The following is a 15,996-nucleotide window of genomic DNA, read 5'->3' as shown; positions in this document are numbered from 1 at the left end:
AAACTAAGTGATTGCCTTGACACAAACTTCTTTGAGATGTTAATTTTAAAGCTTCATTTGTTTTTATAATTCAAAAACAGGATTAAGATTGAACTATGGCCACTGATTACAAAAATACCCTAAATCTGCCACGGACAGCATTCCCGATGAAGGCAAATCTTGTCCAGAAAGAACAGGAATTGCTAAATTTCTGGGAGAAGAACAACACATATCAGAAAATGCAGGAAAAAGACATGTCCAAGGTTTATATCCTGCATGATGGGCCGCCTTATGCCAACGGACATATCCACCTTGGGCACGCCCTGAATAAGATTCTCAAGGACATTATTGTTAAATACAAATCAATGCAGGGCTATTATTCACCGTATGTTCCGGGATGGGATTGTCACGGACTGCCGATAGAGCATCAGGTGGATAAGGAAAGTAACAAGTTACAAGTTACAAGTAACAAGTTAACGGATAAAGAAAAAACAGAGATACTTCTTAAGAAAAGACAGCTTTGCAGGGAATACGCCTTAAAATTTGTAGACATACAGCGGAAAGAATTTCAGCGTCTCGGCGTCTTTGGAGACTGGGGAAAACCATATCTAACGATGACGTATTCTTACGAGGCGTCAATTGTGAGGGAGTTTTGCAAGTTTGTGGGAAATGGCTATGTTTATAAAGGCAAAAAACCTGTACACTGGTGTCCGTCCTGTATTACGGCGCTTGCAGACGCAGAGGTGGAATATGCCGACAAAGAATCCCCATCAGTTTATGTGAAGTTTAAAGTTAAAAATCCTTCACTGTTAACTGTTAACGGTTCACTGTCAACCGTCTCTTTCGTTATCTGGACTACTACCCCTTGGACCATTCCTGCAAATATGGCTTTGGCATTGCATCCGCAGCTTATATACCGTCTTGTAAAAATTAATGGCAAGGGGCTTATCATTGCAGAGGATTTAATTAAAGACTGCATGGAAAAAACAGGTTATAAAGAAGGTAGTTATTCAGTTTCAGAGGGAAGATGGACAGGCGCTGAACTGCAAGGGATTGCCTGCCTTCACCCATGGATTGACCGTGAAGTTAAAACCATTACCGGAGAGCATGTGACTTTAGAACAGGGCACCGGCGTAGTGCACACGGCGCCGGGGCATGGTGAAGACGACTATGAAATGGCATTAAAATACAATCTTGAAGTCTTTGCGCCTGTTGACCAGAAAGGACTATTTACAGAAGATGTGAAAGAGTTTGAAGGACAGCATGTCTTTAAGACAAATGCGGCTATTATTGAAAAGCTTAAAGGCATAAATGCCCTGCTTGGCGATGCAGGGAAGGTAACGCACTCCTATCCACACTGCTGGCGGTGTAAAAAACCTGTCATTTTCAGGGCAACCGAGCAGTGGTTTATCTCGATGGAAAAACATGATTTAAGAAAAAATGCGCTTGCTGAAATAGAAAATGTCAGGTGGGTGCCGGCATGGGGCCAAGACAGGATTTCCGGCATGGTTAAAAACAGGCCTGACTGGTGCATCTCAAGACAGAGGTCATGGGGAGTGCCCATAGCATTATTCCAGTGCAAAAAATGCAAAGAATTTGTAGTTGATAAGATGGTCCTTGATAAAATTGTGCAGGAGGTTGAGGCTAAAGGCACAGACGTCTGGTTTGAAAAATTACCGGCAGAGCTTCTGCCTTTGGGCTACAAATGTCCCAAATGTTCTTCATCAGAATTTACAAAAGAGAGGGACATCCTTGATGTGTGGTTTGACTCAGGGGTGAGCCATGCCGCAGTCATGGAAGCGGATGAAAGGCTTTCATGGCCTGCTGACATGTATCTTGAAGGCAGCGACCAGCATAGGGGATGGTTTCAGAGCGCCCTGCTGGCCTCAACAGGCACAAGAAGCAGGGCGCCTTACAGGGCAGTGCTTACTCACGGCTTTGTCGTTGACGGGCAGGGGAAAAAGATGTCCAAATCTCAGGGAAACGTCATCTCTCCGGAGGAAATTATAAATAAACACGGAGCGGAAATATTAAGGCTCTGGGTGTCTGCCGCTGATTACAGGGAAGACATGAGGATTTCAAAGGAGATCCTTGACAGGCTTGTTGAGGCTTACAGGAAAATAAGAAACACCTGCAGATTTATGTTAGGCAATCTTTATGATTATGACCCGGAAACGGCAATAAAAAAAGATGCCCTGCTTGAAATAGACAGACATGCCATGAGCCTGCTTCAAAGCCTTATAAAAAAAGCAGGCAGGGCATATGAGGAGTTTGCGTTTCATGAGGTTTTTCATTCAATCTATAATTTCTGCGTAACGGAGATGAGCGCATTTTATCTTGATGTGCTTAAGGACAGGCTCTACACATTTAAGGCAGATTCCGGAGAAAGAAAGGCGGCGCAGTGGGTGCTTTATCAAATTCTTACATCGCTTACGAAGATGATGGCGCCGGCGCTCCCTTTTACTGCAGAGGAAATATGGCAGCATCTTGAGAAAGACAGGGTTCAAGGGTTCAAGGGTTCAAGGGTTCAAGGAGAGGAGAGCATATTCCTTTCTTCTTTCCCTGTGGTTAATGAAGAGTTCTACGATAAAAATCTGGAAGAGAAATGGGGAGCGCTTTTAAAAATACGTGATGAGGTTAACAAGGCATTAGAGATTAAGCGGCAGGAAAAGTTCATCGGCAATTCACTTGAGGCAAAGGTTGTGCTTTATGTAAATGAAGTAAATTATGCTGTGCTCAAGGAGCAGGAAACATTTCTTCCAGCGCTTTTTATAGTTTCACGAGCTGAAATCTTAAAAGAGACAACAAGGACTGAGGGTGTTTACAAAAGCCCTGAGATTAACGGACTTGTCGTCTCAGTCAGCAAGGCAGAAGGCGGAAAATGTGAAAGATGCTGGAGCTGGAGTACGAGCGTAGGAGAGCATGAAGCGCATCCTTCGGTCTGCGGAAAATGTTTTGGGGTGTTAAAGGCTTAATGTTAAAAAATCCAAAGTGGTTATTTGCCGGCATAATCTCCGTCACTGTCATAATTCTTGATTACATTACCAAAATGGCAATTGTGGAATATGTAACCCCGTATGAGTTTATTGACCTGCTACCATTTTTAAGAATTGTACATGTAAGAAACCCGGGCGCAGCATTCGGGCTTTTCGCCGGCGTAAGCAATTATGTTTTTATAGCGATTTATCTTGCAGCTATGAGCATGATAATAATCTACGCCCTGAAGTTATTGCACGGGCTTGAACTTTTTGCATCTGCACTCATCATAGGCGGGGCGACCGGGAATTTAATAGACAGGCTTACTGTGGGCAAAGTTATTGATTTTATTGACTTTTTTATTGGTGATTGGCACTGGCCTGCATTTAATGTTGCTGACTCAGCGCTGACTGTGGGGATTATAATTTTTCTCGTTGCTAATTTAAGCTTAAGGAGGCATGCAACTAAATGACAAATTGAAAAATAAAAAATTGGCTACCCCTCTGTCATTCCCGCTTGACGGGAATCCTTCTCAGAGAGATTCTGGACAAGCCAGAATGACATAGTGAAAAGTCGTTTTCAATTTTGATACCTCATCCCGAAATGTCGGGACTGCGGGGTAGTTCATTTTTACTTTTTTATTTTTAAATTTATTTTTTATGCATCCAATTCTCTGTAAAATAGGACCGCTTACCTTACATACCTATGGAGCCCTTGTTGCAGCGGGTTTTATAGCAGGGCTTTTTGTCGCAATAAATCAGGCAAAAAAACAAGGAATACCGAAGGAAAAAATACTTGACTTAGGCTTTTATATTTTAATATCTGCAATTGTCGGCTCAAGACTTCTATTTGTAATCATTGAATATGAGTATTATATTAAACATCCTTTGGATATTTTTAAATTGTGGGAGGGCGGGCTTGTTTTCTTCGGAGGACTATTGCTTGCCCTTCCGGTTGTAATCTTGTATCTCAGAAAAAATGCCCTGTCATTTGGAAAAGTGGCAGATATATTTGCGCCAGCATTGGCAATAGCGCATGCAATCGGCAGGCTCGGATGTTTTTCCGCAGGATGCTGTCATGGCAAACCGACAACCCTGCCATGGGGCGTAGTTTTCACTGACCCCAATTCATTAGCGATAACAGGCGTGCCTCTTCACCCGACACAGCTTTATGAAGTGCTCGCAAATCTTGTGATTTTTTTCTTACTCCTTTTATTTCAAAGGCACAAGCGTTTTGATGGACAGATCTTTGCTTTGTATCTGATGTATTACTCTGCCGTAAGGTTTACAATTGAATTTTTTAGAGGGGATATGGCAAGGGGATTTCTCTTTGACGGCATTTCAACATCACAGGGTATAAGCTTAGCGCTCTTTATATCTGCGGTTATTTTTCTGCTTTACAAAAGAGGAATAACCTGAGGGCTAAGACAATGTTAGCAGGTTGCTGACAAACCGCAGGCTAAAGCCCGCGAGTTGAGAGTTAAGAGCTTGCCTGCCGGTAGGCAAGGTTAGGAGTTTAGAAACTAAGAACTGAGAAGTAAGAGCTAAGCCGGCATGGATGTCTTAAAAAGCTTTAGAGGCAACACAGTTAAAGCCATGTTGCCTTATTTATATTTTGTGCAGCAATTCAAAAAACGCTAAGAATTTGCAACATGGCATCCAAATAATTAATGTTGCTTTTCTAAAGATTTTGAGGGCATCCATGTCGGCAACTTACCAGTTCTAATCCAGACAGCAGGCTTGAATATCTTCAAAATTTTAGCAAGCGACAATGATTCATAAATGCCATGTTGCAACCGCTATAGTTTTGTATCTAATAAATAACTGTTAAAGAAAACATGGCAACATGGCAGGTAAGGAGTCGCCTAAACTTTTTCAGATACCCAAGCCTTCTGTTTCTCTCAGTTGTCACTTCTCAGTTCTTAGTTTTTATTTCTTACTTTCTATTTCCCAGTTCCCATTTCTCAGTTCTCACTTGCCGTTACAGATGCAAGTACGCCTCTGGATTCAGCATAAAATCAGCGAGTTGCCCTGTCTTGAAGTGATAATAGCCGGCTGCCGCAATCATTGCCGCATTATCTGTGCAGAGATTTAATGGCGGTAAAAAGACCTTTATTCCCTCTTTTTGTGCATGTTCCGTAATCTTCTCGCGCAATGACTTATTTGCCGAGACCCCGCCGCTAAGGGCAATATTATTCAACCCTTGCTCTTTTGCAGACGCAACTGTCTTTTCAATCAGCACCTCAATGACTGCTGACTGGAAACTGGCGGCGATATCGTTGAGTACAGCAGAAGTTAAGAAATTCAGAGGTTGAGAAGTTAAGAGCCTTTTCTCATCTTCCAATCTTCCCATCTTCTCAATTTCTATCTTCACTGCAGTTTTCAGCCCGCTAAAGCTAAAGTCAGAAGTGCCGGGAAGATACGCTCGCGGAAAACCAATTGCCTCAGGATTGCCGTCCTGCGCAAGCATGTCAATTATCGGCCCTCCGGGATACCCAAGCCCTAAGAGTTTTGCCACCTTATCGTATGCCTCGCCTGCGGCATCATCCCTTGTCCTGCCAAGCTCTTTATAAAGTCCAAATCCATCTACCCTGTAAATGCTTGTATGCCCACCTGAGACTATCAGTGCAAGGAATGGGAATTCAGGCTTTACCCCATCAAGAAAAGATGAAAAAACATGCCCTTCAAGGTGATTTACAGCCACCAAAGGAATATTGTGAACAAATGACAATGACTTAGCAAAACATACCCCAACAAGCAGGGAGCCTATCAGACCGGGTCCCTTGCACACTGAGATTGCTGAAATATCTTTAAAAGCTACCCCTGCTGCTTTTTTCAATGCCTCATCAACTACAGGTAATATCATTTCAATATGCCTTCTGGAGGCAAGTTCAGGCACAATACCGCCGTATTTTTTGTGGACTTCGTCCTGAGAGGAAACGATGTTGGAAAGAATATTTACCCCGTCCTCAATAACTGAAGCAGCCGTGTCATCACAGGAGGTGTCTATGCCAAGAATTAACATAATGTTATTTATTAGTGAATAAGTTTATAGTTTTTTGCCTAATGGTTATTAAAACATAACACTCATGCCAGCGTCAATGGGAAATGTTCCACGTGGAACATAGGGCAAAAAATGTTATTTGTGTGTGAGTTTCTCTTGCCGCGGAAGTAAGGAGAAAATAAACCGTCAGGAGGAAACTCCTGACGGTTTGGAATTAGAATTAGGGATTTAATTGTCTATGTCTTTCTCTTTTTTCTCAGATATCTTTTCCCTGCCATAACCGCTCCGCCTGTGAGAAAGAGGATAGAGCTTACCGGCTCGGGAGCAACACTGGCAGCCTGCACATGGCTGGCAACGCCTGCCCGCATATAGCCCTGGTCTCCATCATCAAATCCCAGAGTAACAATCAGCTTACCGGAGTCGTTCAATGTCCCATTGAGAGGCGGATTCCAGTTAGGGTAGTTTATCTCGTCATGCGCAAACGCCTCATTAAGGGTGGTTTGATTTTGTAAGAACATATCCAACTCTAAAAACCCAGAGGCCTCATCTAATGGGCGAGGTTGCGTTTCGTTCAGCGCGAGAGACATATTGTAATCCACATTGAAAGTTATGTTCCCGGTCCCTGACACATTGAAATAGCCCCAACGATTCTCACCCCATCCATGGGCATCAGCGTTAAATTGACCGCCCATGTCTGAGGATGCACTCACAGAACTTGACAGTGTTGAAGCATTCGTAAATGCCGTTCCTGCTGCAGATCCATTTGCAGTAGAGTACGCGGCTGAGGCGTATGTATCACCCCAATCACTTGAGCTGGAGGCCTGATTATCCATTTGTACTCCATTATAGTAGGCCCAAGCCTCAGACCCACTTCCCTGTGCTGTCCATGTTAAGCTCATACCAGGGTCAAAAGTAATTACAAGGGAGCTCCAGTCTATCACGGCATCGCCCGTAGCCGTAACCACTGCATGAGACGATGTTGTGAAAGATATACTCGTCATGCAGATGACAACTAAAAGTAATAATGCTTTATACTTTCTTATCATTATAATTATCTCCTTTCTATTAATTTTAAATGCTATGGGTTGAAATGCTACAAATATTCCCCTATGAAAAAATCAAGCAAGAAAAATGCCGCAAAACTGTAAAAAAATAATAACCTTATTTTTCTTTAAAATCAAACAGTTATGGAATTTCTTGGCATGAGGTATTGAGTTTAAGGTGTAACATATTACAATACAGTAGCATTACGGAAGTGTAACCTGTGTGGGGTTTTAAGCTCTATATTGTTTTTTCCCTGTCATTCCCGAGGATTTCTATCGGGAATTCAGGTGCTTTTTTAAAGGAACTGGATTCCGTCCCGATGTGTCGGGACGGAATGACACGAACATGATGGAGGCAAGGGACAGAAAAAACTCTTAGGGCAATACCTTAAAACATGTCATGCGGCAAGTGAAAAATATATAATTAACTTTCATTTTGCCGCATAACATTTCAAAAATAAATCATTGCATTTCTAAGAGCTTTTTCTGTCCCTTGCCTCCTGCCGGAGGTTTTGCTCATTAATTTAATTGCTCTTAAAAAATATTTCCAATAGTAATCCCCTTATGATAAAATTAGCGGGCAATGACTAATATAAAAACCGCAGGAATTATTATCATCGGCAATGAGATACTCTCAGGCAAACTGCATGAAGGCAATTCTTTTTTCCTTGCCTCAGAACTGCGGGAGCTTGGAGTAAGCGTAAGACGCATCTCCGTTATCCCCGATGAAATAGAAATCATAGGCAAAGAGGCGTTTGAGTTTTCAAAGGCGTATGACTATGTTTTTACCTCAGGGGGAGTGGGACCAACGCATGATGATGTCACAATGGCAGGCATGGCTCACGGCTTTGGCGTAAAACTTACACCGCACCCTGAAATTGAAGGTTTTTTGACAAAAAAATATAAAGACATTCTCACTGACGCCATGCTCAAAATTGCCCTGGTGCCCGAGGGAACTGAGGTCATTTCATTTAAAGAGATGCGTTTTCCAGTTGTGGTTTTCAAAAATATATTTATTTTTCCCGGAATCCCGGATTACCTGAAAAATAAATTTTCCCTGATTAAGGAACGGTTCCGCTCATCACCGTTTTATCTGAAGCGGATTTTTCTTAATAATACCCATGAATCGCTGATTGCAGATACACTGACTGAGATTGTGCTTGAGAACAAAGATGTGGATATAGGCTCTTACCCGATTGAAAACAACCCTGAGCACTGCATAATTATCACTGTTGAATCCAAATCTGAGGGAGCATTCAAAAAGACGCTTGCGGCATTAAAGACAAAACTGCCGGAAAATATAATCGTCAGAGTGGAATAAAAATTAAAACAGCAAAGCTATTTAAACCACAGAGGACACAGAAAAATCTTATGCTTTGGGTGTTGTCATTCCCGCGAAGGCGGGAATCCAGTATTTTAAGTTTTTGGATTCCCCGATCAAGTCGGGGAATGACGTTTTTTTAAGAACACAAAGTGGCTTTCTGTACTCTCTTTTTTTCTTAAAAAATCTGTGTTAATCTGTGTTAATCTGTGGTTAAGACTATTTCTCCCCGCCGTATTTGTGCACTGCCTCAACTACTGCGACTGCGCTTTCAACAGGCGTCTCAGGCAGGATGCCATGACCGAGGTTGAAGATATACCCGCGTGCAGAATCAGCTTTCTTTAAAATATCTTTTACGCGCTCAACTATTTTATCTTTTGGCAAAAACAAGGCGCACGGGTCCAAATTGCCCTGAACCGAGATTTTACTGCCGAGGTGTTTAATTGCCGTATCAATGCTTATCCGCCAGTCAATGCCTGCAACATCCGCGCCTGAGTCCTTAATATCTTCAAGCACGCCGGCGCATTCGCCGACAAAATAAATAATCGGCACCGGCTGTCTTTTCTCCTGCGCCTGCCACTTCCTGAGATTTTTAATTATCTCTTTAACATAAGGCAGGGCAAAAACTTTAAAATCCTGCGGTGAAAGCGCGCCTCCCCACGAATCAAAAAGCTGAAGCGCCTGAGCGCCTGCCGCTATCTGCCCCTTTAGATATTCAGTAAGCGTCTGCGTGATTTTATCCATGACTGCAGCATAAAGCTTTGGGTTTTGAAACATCATCCTTTTTGTATTCAGGAAATTCTTTGATGTCCCGCCCTCAATCATGTATATAGAAGTTGTAAAAGGAGCGCCTGCAAATCCAATCAAAGGAACCCGTCCCGCAAGCTCCCTGCGCAAAATCCTTATGGTTTCCATCACAAAACTCAGGTCGTTCTCAGGGTCGGGTATTCGGAGTTTTTTTAATCCGGCCGCATCTCTTACCGGGTTTGAAAACTGGGGACCGATTTTTTCAGAAAATTTAAGCCCGAGGCCCATTGCCTCAACCGGGATGAGTATGTCAGAAAAAAGTATTGCCGCATCAACGCCGAGCGCATCAATCGGCTGTATTGTCACTTTAGCCGCAAGCTCAGGCGTTTTGCAAAGGGTAAGAAAATCCACTTTTTTTCTCACCTGCTGATATTGCTTTAAATACCGCCCTGCCTGCCTCATTATCCAGACAGGGGTATGTGAAACTTTTTCACCGCAGCACGCCTTTAAAAATGTATCATTCATTTTCCCTCCCGTTTTAGTCTCTTCGGAACATATCCGCAGAAAGGCTCTTCATCAAGATAATCTCCTGTAATGGCGTATGCCCTTGCCCTGCAGCCTCCGCACACTGTCACATACTCGCATGAACCGCATCTGCCCTTATATTTTTTAAAGTCCCGCAGTTCTTTGAACAGCCCGGAGTTTTCCCAGATATCTTTAAAAGACTGTTTCCTTATATTGCCTGCTGATTTCGGGAAATAACTGCAAGGAAGCACATTGCCGTCAACATCAATCAGGGAAATTACCTGCCCTGCGATGCACCCCTTAGCGCCGCCGGTGGAGAATTTAAGCGTCCGGCGCTCAAACTTTTCTCCCTTTTGTTTCGCCTTCTGAAGAACGACCCTGTAATAATGCGGCGCGCAGGTGGGACGCACCAGCATATCTTTTTCTTTCTTCTCCATTTCATAATGCCAGTCCAGCAGTTCTTCGTAGTCCTCTTTTGAAATCAGCTCGCTCATTATATCCTCGCCCCTGCCGGTAGGAACAATCATGAACATATACCATGCCGTGGCGCCGAGTTCTTTTGCGAGTTTGTAAACTTTGGGAATTTCCCCCTGATTGCGCTTTGTAAAAGAGGAATTTATCAGAAACTGGATGTCATGCTTTTTGAACAATCCTGCCGCATTTACAACGCCGTCAAAAGCGCCTTTCTGCGATCTGAAATCATCATGAACCTCAGCTGTAGAGCCGTCAAGACTTAGGGATACCATCCTGATGCCTGACGCCTTAATATTCCTGCAGATGGCTTCTGTCACCAGCGTGCCGTTTGTAGCAAGGCACATCCTTAACCCCTTTTCAGTTCCATATTTTGCAATATCAAAAACATCCGCCCTCAATAAAGGCTCGCCGCCTGAAAGCACCACAACGGGTTTTGCATAACTTGATATGTCATCAATAATTCTATAAGCTTCCTCCGTAGAAAAATCCGGGTGCTGGGACACTATCATTTCAGACGAAGAACGGCAGTGGACGCACTTAAGATTGCATCTGCGCGTAATCTCCCATGCAATCCATTTTGGCTCAAACTTGGTAATCATTTTTATATTTTAACATAGAGAAGAGGGGTTTATCCCGGTAGAAATAATGTTTCTAACGGAACTTACAGAAATCTTTTAAATGCTTCGTTGGACAGGAGGAATCCTTTTCTTGTAAGCCTCATATGATTGTCCTTAAATTCAAGAAGCCCCGCATCTTCTAATTCTGCTATCTCCTTCCGGTAATATGTTAAAAGGTTCTCGCCGTATCTTTGACTAAGAAAATCAACATTTATTCCCTCTGTCTGCCTCAAGCCGAGAAATATAGCCTCGCTGAGAGCCTGTTTTTTCGTAATCGCTTCAGATTCCTTAACCGGACTTTTATTCTCTGATACGAGTTTTATGTAATCATCAATCTGCGCAGTATTGCGAAGGCGCTTTCCATTTATAAATGAACTTGCGCCAATGCCTGCGCCGTAATACTTACCTCTCTGCCAGTAATTCAGATTGTGCCTGCACTGATAACCGGGCAGGGAAAAGTTTGAAATTTCATAATGGATATAGCCCGCAGATGTCAGATAATCTATCGTATAGTTATACATTTTAATAATTTCTTCTTCATCCACAAAACCCCATCCCGAAAGTCTTCGGGACTGTGGGGAGTCCTTATACTCCCCTCCCCCTTGTCGTAGCGACCCTTCGCGGAGACCCGCTTCGGGACGGGGGAGGGCGAGGGTGGGGGTGATTAAGATGCTGTTTTCACCCTCCCCTACATCCCCTCCCGTAAAGGGAGGGGAGACTTTAGGATACCCCGCTTTCTCTGCGGCGGGGAGGTTCATGTATTCATAAAGCAGTGTCCCTTTCTCAACTGTCAACTCGTAAGCCGATATGTGCTGAGGCTTAAGGCTTACCGCCTTCTCAAGCGTTTTTCGCAAGCTTGCCATACCCTGCCCGGGTATGGCATAGATGAGGTCTATGCCGGTATTCCGGAATCCTGCTTCTCCGGCAAGAAGAACCGCACGCTCTGCGTCTTCCGCTGTGTGCAATCTTCCAAGGCAGGCAAGCTCATTATCATCAAAAGACTGAACGCCGATGCTCAATCTGTTTATGCCGGAGGATAAAATCGCCGAAAGTTTTGCTCTGTCAACCGTCCCGGGATTTGCCTCAATTGTTGCCTCAGTATTTTTCTGGAAGGGCAGGGTGTTAAAAATATGCGTGATTAAATCAGTTAAGCGCTCAGTTGAAAGCGCTGTAGGCGTACCGCCGCCGATGTAAAGGGTTGATGTGTCGGGAAGGGGGATAGGGGAGGGGTAAATCGCATTAGAGATAGCGTGAATCTCTTTTTTCAAAGCCTCAATATAAGCATTTGCCTTTGCGGGGTCATAAATGCCTGACACAAAATCGCAGTAGATGCATTTTTTTAAGCAAAACGGGATGTGGACATAAAGGAACAGCATGGATAATTTTAACAGAGATCAAGCTAATTCTGTTGTTTTAATGTGATATAATCAGCATCATGGAACCTGTAGTCGGCACCAACCGCAAGGCTTATCATGATTACTTTATAGAAGAGACCTATGAGGCAGGCATCTCGCTTTTAGGCACTGAGGTAAAGTCCCTGCGTGACGGCAAGGCTAATCTTAAGGACAGCTATGTCATAATTAAAAACGGAGAGGCGTTTTTGCTTAACTGCCACGTAAGCCCGTATACCCACGGCAACATCCTGAACCACGACTCGTTAAGAACAAGGAAACTGCTCCTTCACAAGCAGGAGATACAAAAACTCTGGGGCAAGCTCACTCAAAAAGGGCTTACTCTCATCCCGCTTAAGCTGTATTTTAAAAAAGGCAGGGCAAAGGTTGAGATTGGCTTATGCAAGGGAAAGAGGCAGTATGAAAAAAGAGAGGAGATAAAGAAAAAAGAGGCAAAGAGGGAGATAGAGAGGCATTTGAGGCGCAGCAATTAATTAATGTCTGGTTACAAAGCTCAAATGCCAGCAAATATATTTTTAAATATGCTGTTTTCAAAGGGATGTGCGGCATATTAAATTATACCACTAAAATTTATCCCGCACTTATCAATGCCTTTTTACGTCTTATCCGTAAGCGCTGCGATGCCCGGCAGGTCTTTGCCTTCAAGAAGCTGAAGCGCTGCGCCGCCGCCTGTTGAGATAAAGGATATGCTTTCAGGGGAAACCCCCGCCTTGCTTACGGCAAGGTCGGTGTCGCCGCCGCCTACGATTGTAAGGGCGTAGGCGTCTGCAACCGAGCGCGCAAGCGCAAAGGTCCCGCGCGAAAAAGCATCTATTTCAAAAACCCCCATGGGCCCATTCCACAATATAGTTTTTGCATTGCCCAGTGCCTCTGAAAAAAGCCGGACTGAGGCAGGGCCTATGTCCAGCGCCCTCCAGCCTTTGGGTATTTCCTGAACAGGGACGATCTTTGTTTCAGCGCCCGGCTCAACACTCTGGGCAATAACGCTGTCTACCGGCAGGTAAAACTTGACGCCCTTAGCAATAAGTTTTTCTTTTATCTTGTTTGCAAGGTCCAGCATCTCATCTTCAACAAGCGAGTCTCCGACCCCATATCCCATTGCTTTTAAAAAAGTGTACGCCATGCCGCCGCCTATTATTACCTTGTCCACCTTGCCCTCAAGGTTTCCGAGCACCCCGATTTTCCCTGATACCTTTGCCCCGCCGAGGAGCGCCACAAACGGCCTGACCGGGGAATTTACAACGCCCTGCAGATATTCAATCTCCTTGCGTAAAAGGAATCCTGCGGCAGAGGGAAGAAATTTTGTTATGCCGACGGTTGAGGCATGACTCCTGTGCGCCGCTCCGAATGCGTCATTTATATAATAATCTGCAAGCCCTGCCAGTTTCTTGCTGAAGGCTCCGTCGTTTTTCTCTTCCTCAGGATGAAATCTCAGGTTTTCAAGGAGTATGATATCTCCTTCTTTCATCTTGCTTACGGCGTCTTCAACTTCAGGTCCCATGCAGTCCGGCAAAAAAACCACTTCCTTTTTTATAAGACGCTGAAGCCTCTTTGCAATAGGCGCAAGGCTGTACCGCTTATCCGCCTTGCCCTTGGGCCTTCCGAGATGCGAGGTAAGGATTAATTTAGCGCCCTCGTCAATTGCATAGTTTATTGTCGGTATGGTTGAGCGTATTCTCCGGTCATCCGTAATATTGAGGTCTTCATCAAGAGGCACATTAAAATCTGCGCGGATGAAAAGCCGCTTCCCTTTTATATTCAAGTCTGCAATGGTAAGCTTGTTTAAAACTCCCTTTATCGGCTCTGAATGGTTATTCTTCATCACTTTTTGCCTGCCATGTAAAGGATTAAATCTCTGATACGGCTGCTGTATCCCCATTCATTATCGTACCATGAAAGAACCTTGACCATCTGCCCTTCAAGGACTTTTGTAAGCGCTGCGTCAACTATGGATGAATGAGGATTTCCGTTAAAATCAATTGATACAAGCGGCTCGTCGCAGTACTGCAAGATTCCCTTAAGCGCGCCTTCGGCCGCTTCTTTCAGCGCGGCATTTACGGTTTCTGCAGTTGCCGGTTTTTCAACCTCGGCAACGAGGTCCACCACAGAGACATTGGGCGCAGGCACCCTGATGGCCATGCCGTCAAGTTTTCCTTTTAATGCAGGCAGTACAAGCCCGACTGCCTTTGCCGCCCCTGTTGTTGTAGGTATCATTGAGACTGCGGCGGCTCTGGCCCTTCTTAAATCCTTGTGCGGAAAGTCAAGGATTCTCTGGTCATTGGTGTACGAATGTATGGTGGTCATGAGTCCGCGCTTGATTGTGAATTTCTGATGAATTACCTTTGCCATCGGGGCAAGGCAGTTTGTCGTGCACGAGGCATTGGAGATAATCTTGTGCGTTTTGACATCAAGCGTCTCCTCATTAACGCCCATGCAGATGGTTGCATCAGGGTCTTTTGCAGGCGCGGATATGATAACCCATCCGGCTCCTGCCGTTAAATGCTTTGAGGTGCTTTCCTTATCCACAAAACGGCCTGTTGATTCAAGCACTATGTCAACCTTCAGGTCCTTCCATGGAAGCTGTGCAGGGTCGCTGATTGCAGTAACCTTTATCTCTTTTCCGTTTACGGCAATGCCGTTGTCCTTGACTTTTATGTCAGCTTTGCAAATACCGTGAACAGAGTCATACTTAAGAAGATGCGCCAGCGTCTTTGCGTCAGTGAGGTCGTTAATGCATACAATATCAATGCCGCTTTCCCCGAGACTTGTCCTTAAAAAATTCCTTCCAATTCTCCCAAAACCGTTAATGCCTACCCGTATAGCCATAAATCCTCCTTTATTAACAGACTGCAGTTAGCGATTAGCAGTTGGCAGTTAGTTGTTGTATCCTTCACTAACTGCTAACCGCTAATTACTGTCTGTTTAGATTTCCATCAGTTCTTTTTCTTTATGGGACATGATTTCATCAATTCTTTTTATATAACTATCCGTAATTTTCTGTATCTCATCTGTTGATTTTTTGACATCATCTTCGCTTATGTGTTTTTCCTTCTGGAGTTTTTTAATTTCATCGTTGCCGTCACGGCGGATATTTCTTACAGCGACCCTTGCCTCCTCAGCCCTTTTATGCACATGCTTGATAATCTGCTGCCTGCGCTCCTCGGTAAGTGGAGGGATTGGCACACGGACTATCTTTCCGTCATTGGCTGGATTTAATCCGAGGTCTGATTTTTGTATGGCTTTTTCAATTTCAGGTATTAACTTGGGCTCCCATGGCTGAATGGTAATCAGCCTGCTTTCGGGCACTGCTAAGGTTGCAACCTGATTAAGAGGCGTAGGCGTTCCGTAATAATCAACTGTCAGCCCGTCTAATATTGAAAGCGACGCCCTGCCGGTCCTTATGCTTGAGAGGTCTTTTTTAAGCGCCTCAAGCGTCTTTTCCATCTTTTCGGTAAGTTTTTTCTTTACTTCTGCCTGCATGGGAATTTCACCCCCTCAATGAGTTATCAACTGATCAATGTCCCGATTTTTTTGCCTTCCAGGATTTTTTTGATATTGCCCTTTTCTCTCAGGCTGAATACAATTATCGGGAGTTTATTGTCCATACACAGGGAAATCGCTGTGGAATCCATGACGTGGAGTCCTTTTTTAAGCACGTCAATATATTTAATCTCAGGAAATTTTTTTGCCTTCCGGTCTTTCATCGGGTCGCTGCTGTAAACGCCGTCTACTTTTGTAGCCTTAAAAATAACCTCAGCGCCGATTTCCATAGCCCTCAATGCCGCCGCGGTATCAGTGGTAAAGTATGGGTTGCCTGTGCCGCCGGCAAAAATAACCACCCGGCCTTTTTCAAGATGCCTCACGGCCTTTCTTCTGATATAAGGCTCTGCAAGCTCCTG

14 protein-coding genes are annotated in these 15,996 nt (G+C 44.2%); 5 read left to right on the top strand and 9 right to left on the bottom strand.

Annotated features, from left to right (window positions below; all coding sequences use genetic code 11):
- The first annotated feature begins 95 nt into the window (after window positions 1-95).
- The 3 genes from ileS (at window position 96) to lgt (ending at window position 4,373) form a co-directional block, all read left to right on the top strand.
- The gene (gene ileS, locus HZA10_11520; GenBank protein MBI5196931.1) at window positions 96-2,954 is read left to right on the top strand and encodes an isoleucine--tRNA ligase; all 2,859 of its coding nucleotides are present in this window, start codon (window positions 96-98) and stop codon (window positions 2,952-2,954) included.
- On the top strand, window positions 2,954-3,427 hold the full coding sequence (gene lspA / locus HZA10_11515) for a signal peptidase II (GenBank protein MBI5196930.1): 474 nt from the start codon (window positions 2,954-2,956) through the stop codon (window positions 3,425-3,427). The genes ileS and lspA overlap by 1 nt, the downstream gene beginning before the upstream one ends.
- A 187-nt stretch (window positions 3,428-3,614) precedes the next feature.
- The gene (gene lgt, locus HZA10_11510) at window positions 3,615-4,373 is read left to right on the top strand and encodes a prolipoprotein diacylglyceryl transferase (protein MBI5196929.1); all 759 of its coding nucleotides are present in this window, start codon (window positions 3,615-3,617) and stop codon (window positions 4,371-4,373) included.
- Between the two features lie 562 nt (window positions 4,374-4,935).
- Here the strand turns inward: lgt and tsaD are convergent.
- On the bottom strand, window positions 4,936-5,979 hold the full coding sequence (tsaD, locus tag HZA10_11505) for a tRNA (adenosine(37)-N6)-threonylcarbamoyltransferase complex transferase subunit TsaD (protein MBI5196928.1): 1,044 nt from the start codon (window positions 5,977-5,979) through the stop codon (window positions 4,936-4,938).
- 215 nt (window positions 5,980-6,194) lie between these two features.
- Entirely contained in the window at window positions 6,195-6,959 is a 765-nt protein-coding gene (locus HZA10_11500) for a hypothetical protein (protein MBI5196927.1), read from the bottom strand.
- Window positions 6,960-7,584: 625 nt separating this feature from the next.
- Between HZA10_11500 and HZA10_11495 the strand changes: the two genes are divergently transcribed.
- On the top strand, window positions 7,585-8,322 hold the full coding sequence (locus HZA10_11495) for a competence/damage-inducible protein A (GenBank protein ID MBI5196926.1): 738 nt from the start codon (window positions 7,585-7,587) through the stop codon (window positions 8,320-8,322).
- A 219-nt stretch (window positions 8,323-8,541) separates the two neighbouring features.
- On the opposite strand, the gene hemE is transcribed toward HZA10_11495, so the two are convergent.
- From hemE to HZA10_11480, 3 genes are all read right to left on the bottom strand, one after another.
- Complete coding sequence (gene hemE, locus HZA10_11490; GenBank protein MBI5196925.1) at window positions 8,542-9,594, bottom strand: uroporphyrinogen decarboxylase; 1,053 nt, start codon at window positions 9,592-9,594, stop codon at window positions 8,542-8,544.
- Complete coding sequence (locus tag HZA10_11485; protein ID MBI5196924.1) at window positions 9,591-10,667, bottom strand: radical SAM protein; 1,077 nt, start codon at window positions 10,665-10,667, stop codon at window positions 9,591-9,593. Before HZA10_11485 ends, hemE begins: the two co-directional genes overlap by 4 nt.
- 62 nt (window positions 10,668-10,729) lie before the next feature.
- Window positions 10,730-12,061 carry a radical SAM protein gene (locus tag HZA10_11480; GenBank protein MBI5196923.1) on the bottom strand — a complete coding sequence of 444 codons (1,332 nt, stop codon included), beginning with the start codon at window positions 12,059-12,061 and terminating at the stop codon, window positions 10,730-10,732.
- A 59-nt stretch (window positions 12,062-12,120) separates the two neighbouring features.
- Here HZA10_11480 and smpB point away from each other — a divergent pair, with 59 nt between their 5' ends.
- Window positions 12,121-12,570, top strand: coding sequence for an SsrA-binding protein SmpB (gene smpB, locus HZA10_11475; protein ID MBI5196922.1), 450 nt, complete (start codon window positions 12,121-12,123; stop codon window positions 12,568-12,570).
- A 122-nt stretch (window positions 12,571-12,692) separates the two neighbouring features.
- Here the strand turns inward: smpB and HZA10_11470 are convergent, their stop codons facing one another.
- From HZA10_11470 to HZA10_11455, 4 genes are all read right to left on the bottom strand, one after another.
- Complete coding sequence (locus HZA10_11470; GenBank protein MBI5196921.1) at window positions 12,693-13,919, bottom strand: phosphoglycerate kinase; 1,227 nt, start codon at window positions 13,917-13,919, stop codon at window positions 12,693-12,695.
- Window positions 13,919-14,923, bottom strand: a complete 1,005-nt coding sequence (gap, locus tag HZA10_11465; GenBank protein ID MBI5196920.1) for a type I glyceraldehyde-3-phosphate dehydrogenase — start codon at window positions 14,921-14,923, stop codon at window positions 13,919-13,921. The genes HZA10_11470 and gap overlap by 1 nt, the downstream gene beginning before the upstream one ends.
- 96 nt (window positions 14,924-15,019) lie before the next feature.
- The gene (frr, locus tag HZA10_11460) at window positions 15,020-15,577 is read right to left on the bottom strand and encodes a ribosome recycling factor (protein ID MBI5196919.1); all 558 of its coding nucleotides are present in this window, start codon (window positions 15,575-15,577) and stop codon (window positions 15,020-15,022) included.
- A gap of 26 nt (window positions 15,578-15,603) precedes the next feature.
- The coding region (locus HZA10_11455; protein MBI5196918.1) for a uridine monophosphate kinase at window positions 15,604-15,996 on the bottom strand (393 nt) is incomplete at its 5' end.

The organism is Nitrospirota bacterium (assembly GCA_016212185.1).
Taxonomy (GTDB): Bacteria; Nitrospirota; Thermodesulfovibrionia; order UBA6902; family DSMQ01; genus JACRGX01.
This window is presented reverse-complemented; position numbering and strand designations above follow the sequence as displayed.

What these genes read in the sequence shown, in the direction of transcription:
- ileS (MBI5196931.1), top strand. Translation starts at nt 96, where the DNA reads ATGGCCACTGATTACAAAAATACCCTAAATCTGCCACGGACAGCATTC.
- lspA (MBI5196930.1), top strand. Translation starts at nt 2,954, where the DNA reads ATGTTAAAAAATCCAAAGTGGTTATTTGCCGGCATAATCTCCGTCACT.
- lgt (MBI5196929.1), top strand. Translation starts at nt 3,615, where the DNA reads ATGCATCCAATTCTCTGTAAAATAGGACCGCTTACCTTACATACCTAT.
- tsaD (MBI5196928.1), bottom strand. Translation starts at nt 5,979, where the DNA reads ATGTTAATTCTTGGCATAGACACCTCCTGTGATGACACGGCTGCTTCA.
- HZA10_11500 (MBI5196927.1), bottom strand. Translation starts at nt 6,959, where the DNA reads ATGACGAGTATATCTTTCACAACATCGTCTCATGCAGTGGTTACGGCT.
- HZA10_11495 (MBI5196926.1), top strand. Translation starts at nt 7,585, where the DNA reads ATGACTAATATAAAAACCGCAGGAATTATTATCATCGGCAATGAGATA.
- hemE (MBI5196925.1), bottom strand. Translation starts at nt 9,594, where the DNA reads ATGAATGATACATTTTTAAAGGCGTGCTGCGGTGAAAAAGTTTCACAT.
- HZA10_11485 (MBI5196924.1), bottom strand. Translation starts at nt 10,667, where the DNA reads ATGATTACCAAGTTTGAGCCAAAATGGATTGCATGGGAGATTACGCGC.
- HZA10_11480 (MBI5196923.1), bottom strand. Translation starts at nt 12,061, where the DNA reads ATGCTGTTCCTTTATGTCCACATCCCGTTTTGCTTAAAAAAATGCATC.
- smpB (MBI5196922.1), top strand. Translation starts at nt 12,121, where the DNA reads ATGGAACCTGTAGTCGGCACCAACCGCAAGGCTTATCATGATTACTTT.
- HZA10_11470 (MBI5196921.1), bottom strand. Translation starts at nt 13,919, where the DNA reads ATGAAGAATAACCATTCAGAGCCGATAAAGGGAGTTTTAAACAAGCTT.
- gap (MBI5196920.1), bottom strand. Translation starts at nt 14,923, where the DNA reads ATGGCTATACGGGTAGGCATTAACGGTTTTGGGAGAATTGGAAGGAAT.
- frr (MBI5196919.1), bottom strand. Translation starts at nt 15,577, where the DNA reads ATGCAGGCAGAAGTAAAGAAAAAACTTACCGAAAAGATGGAAAAGACG.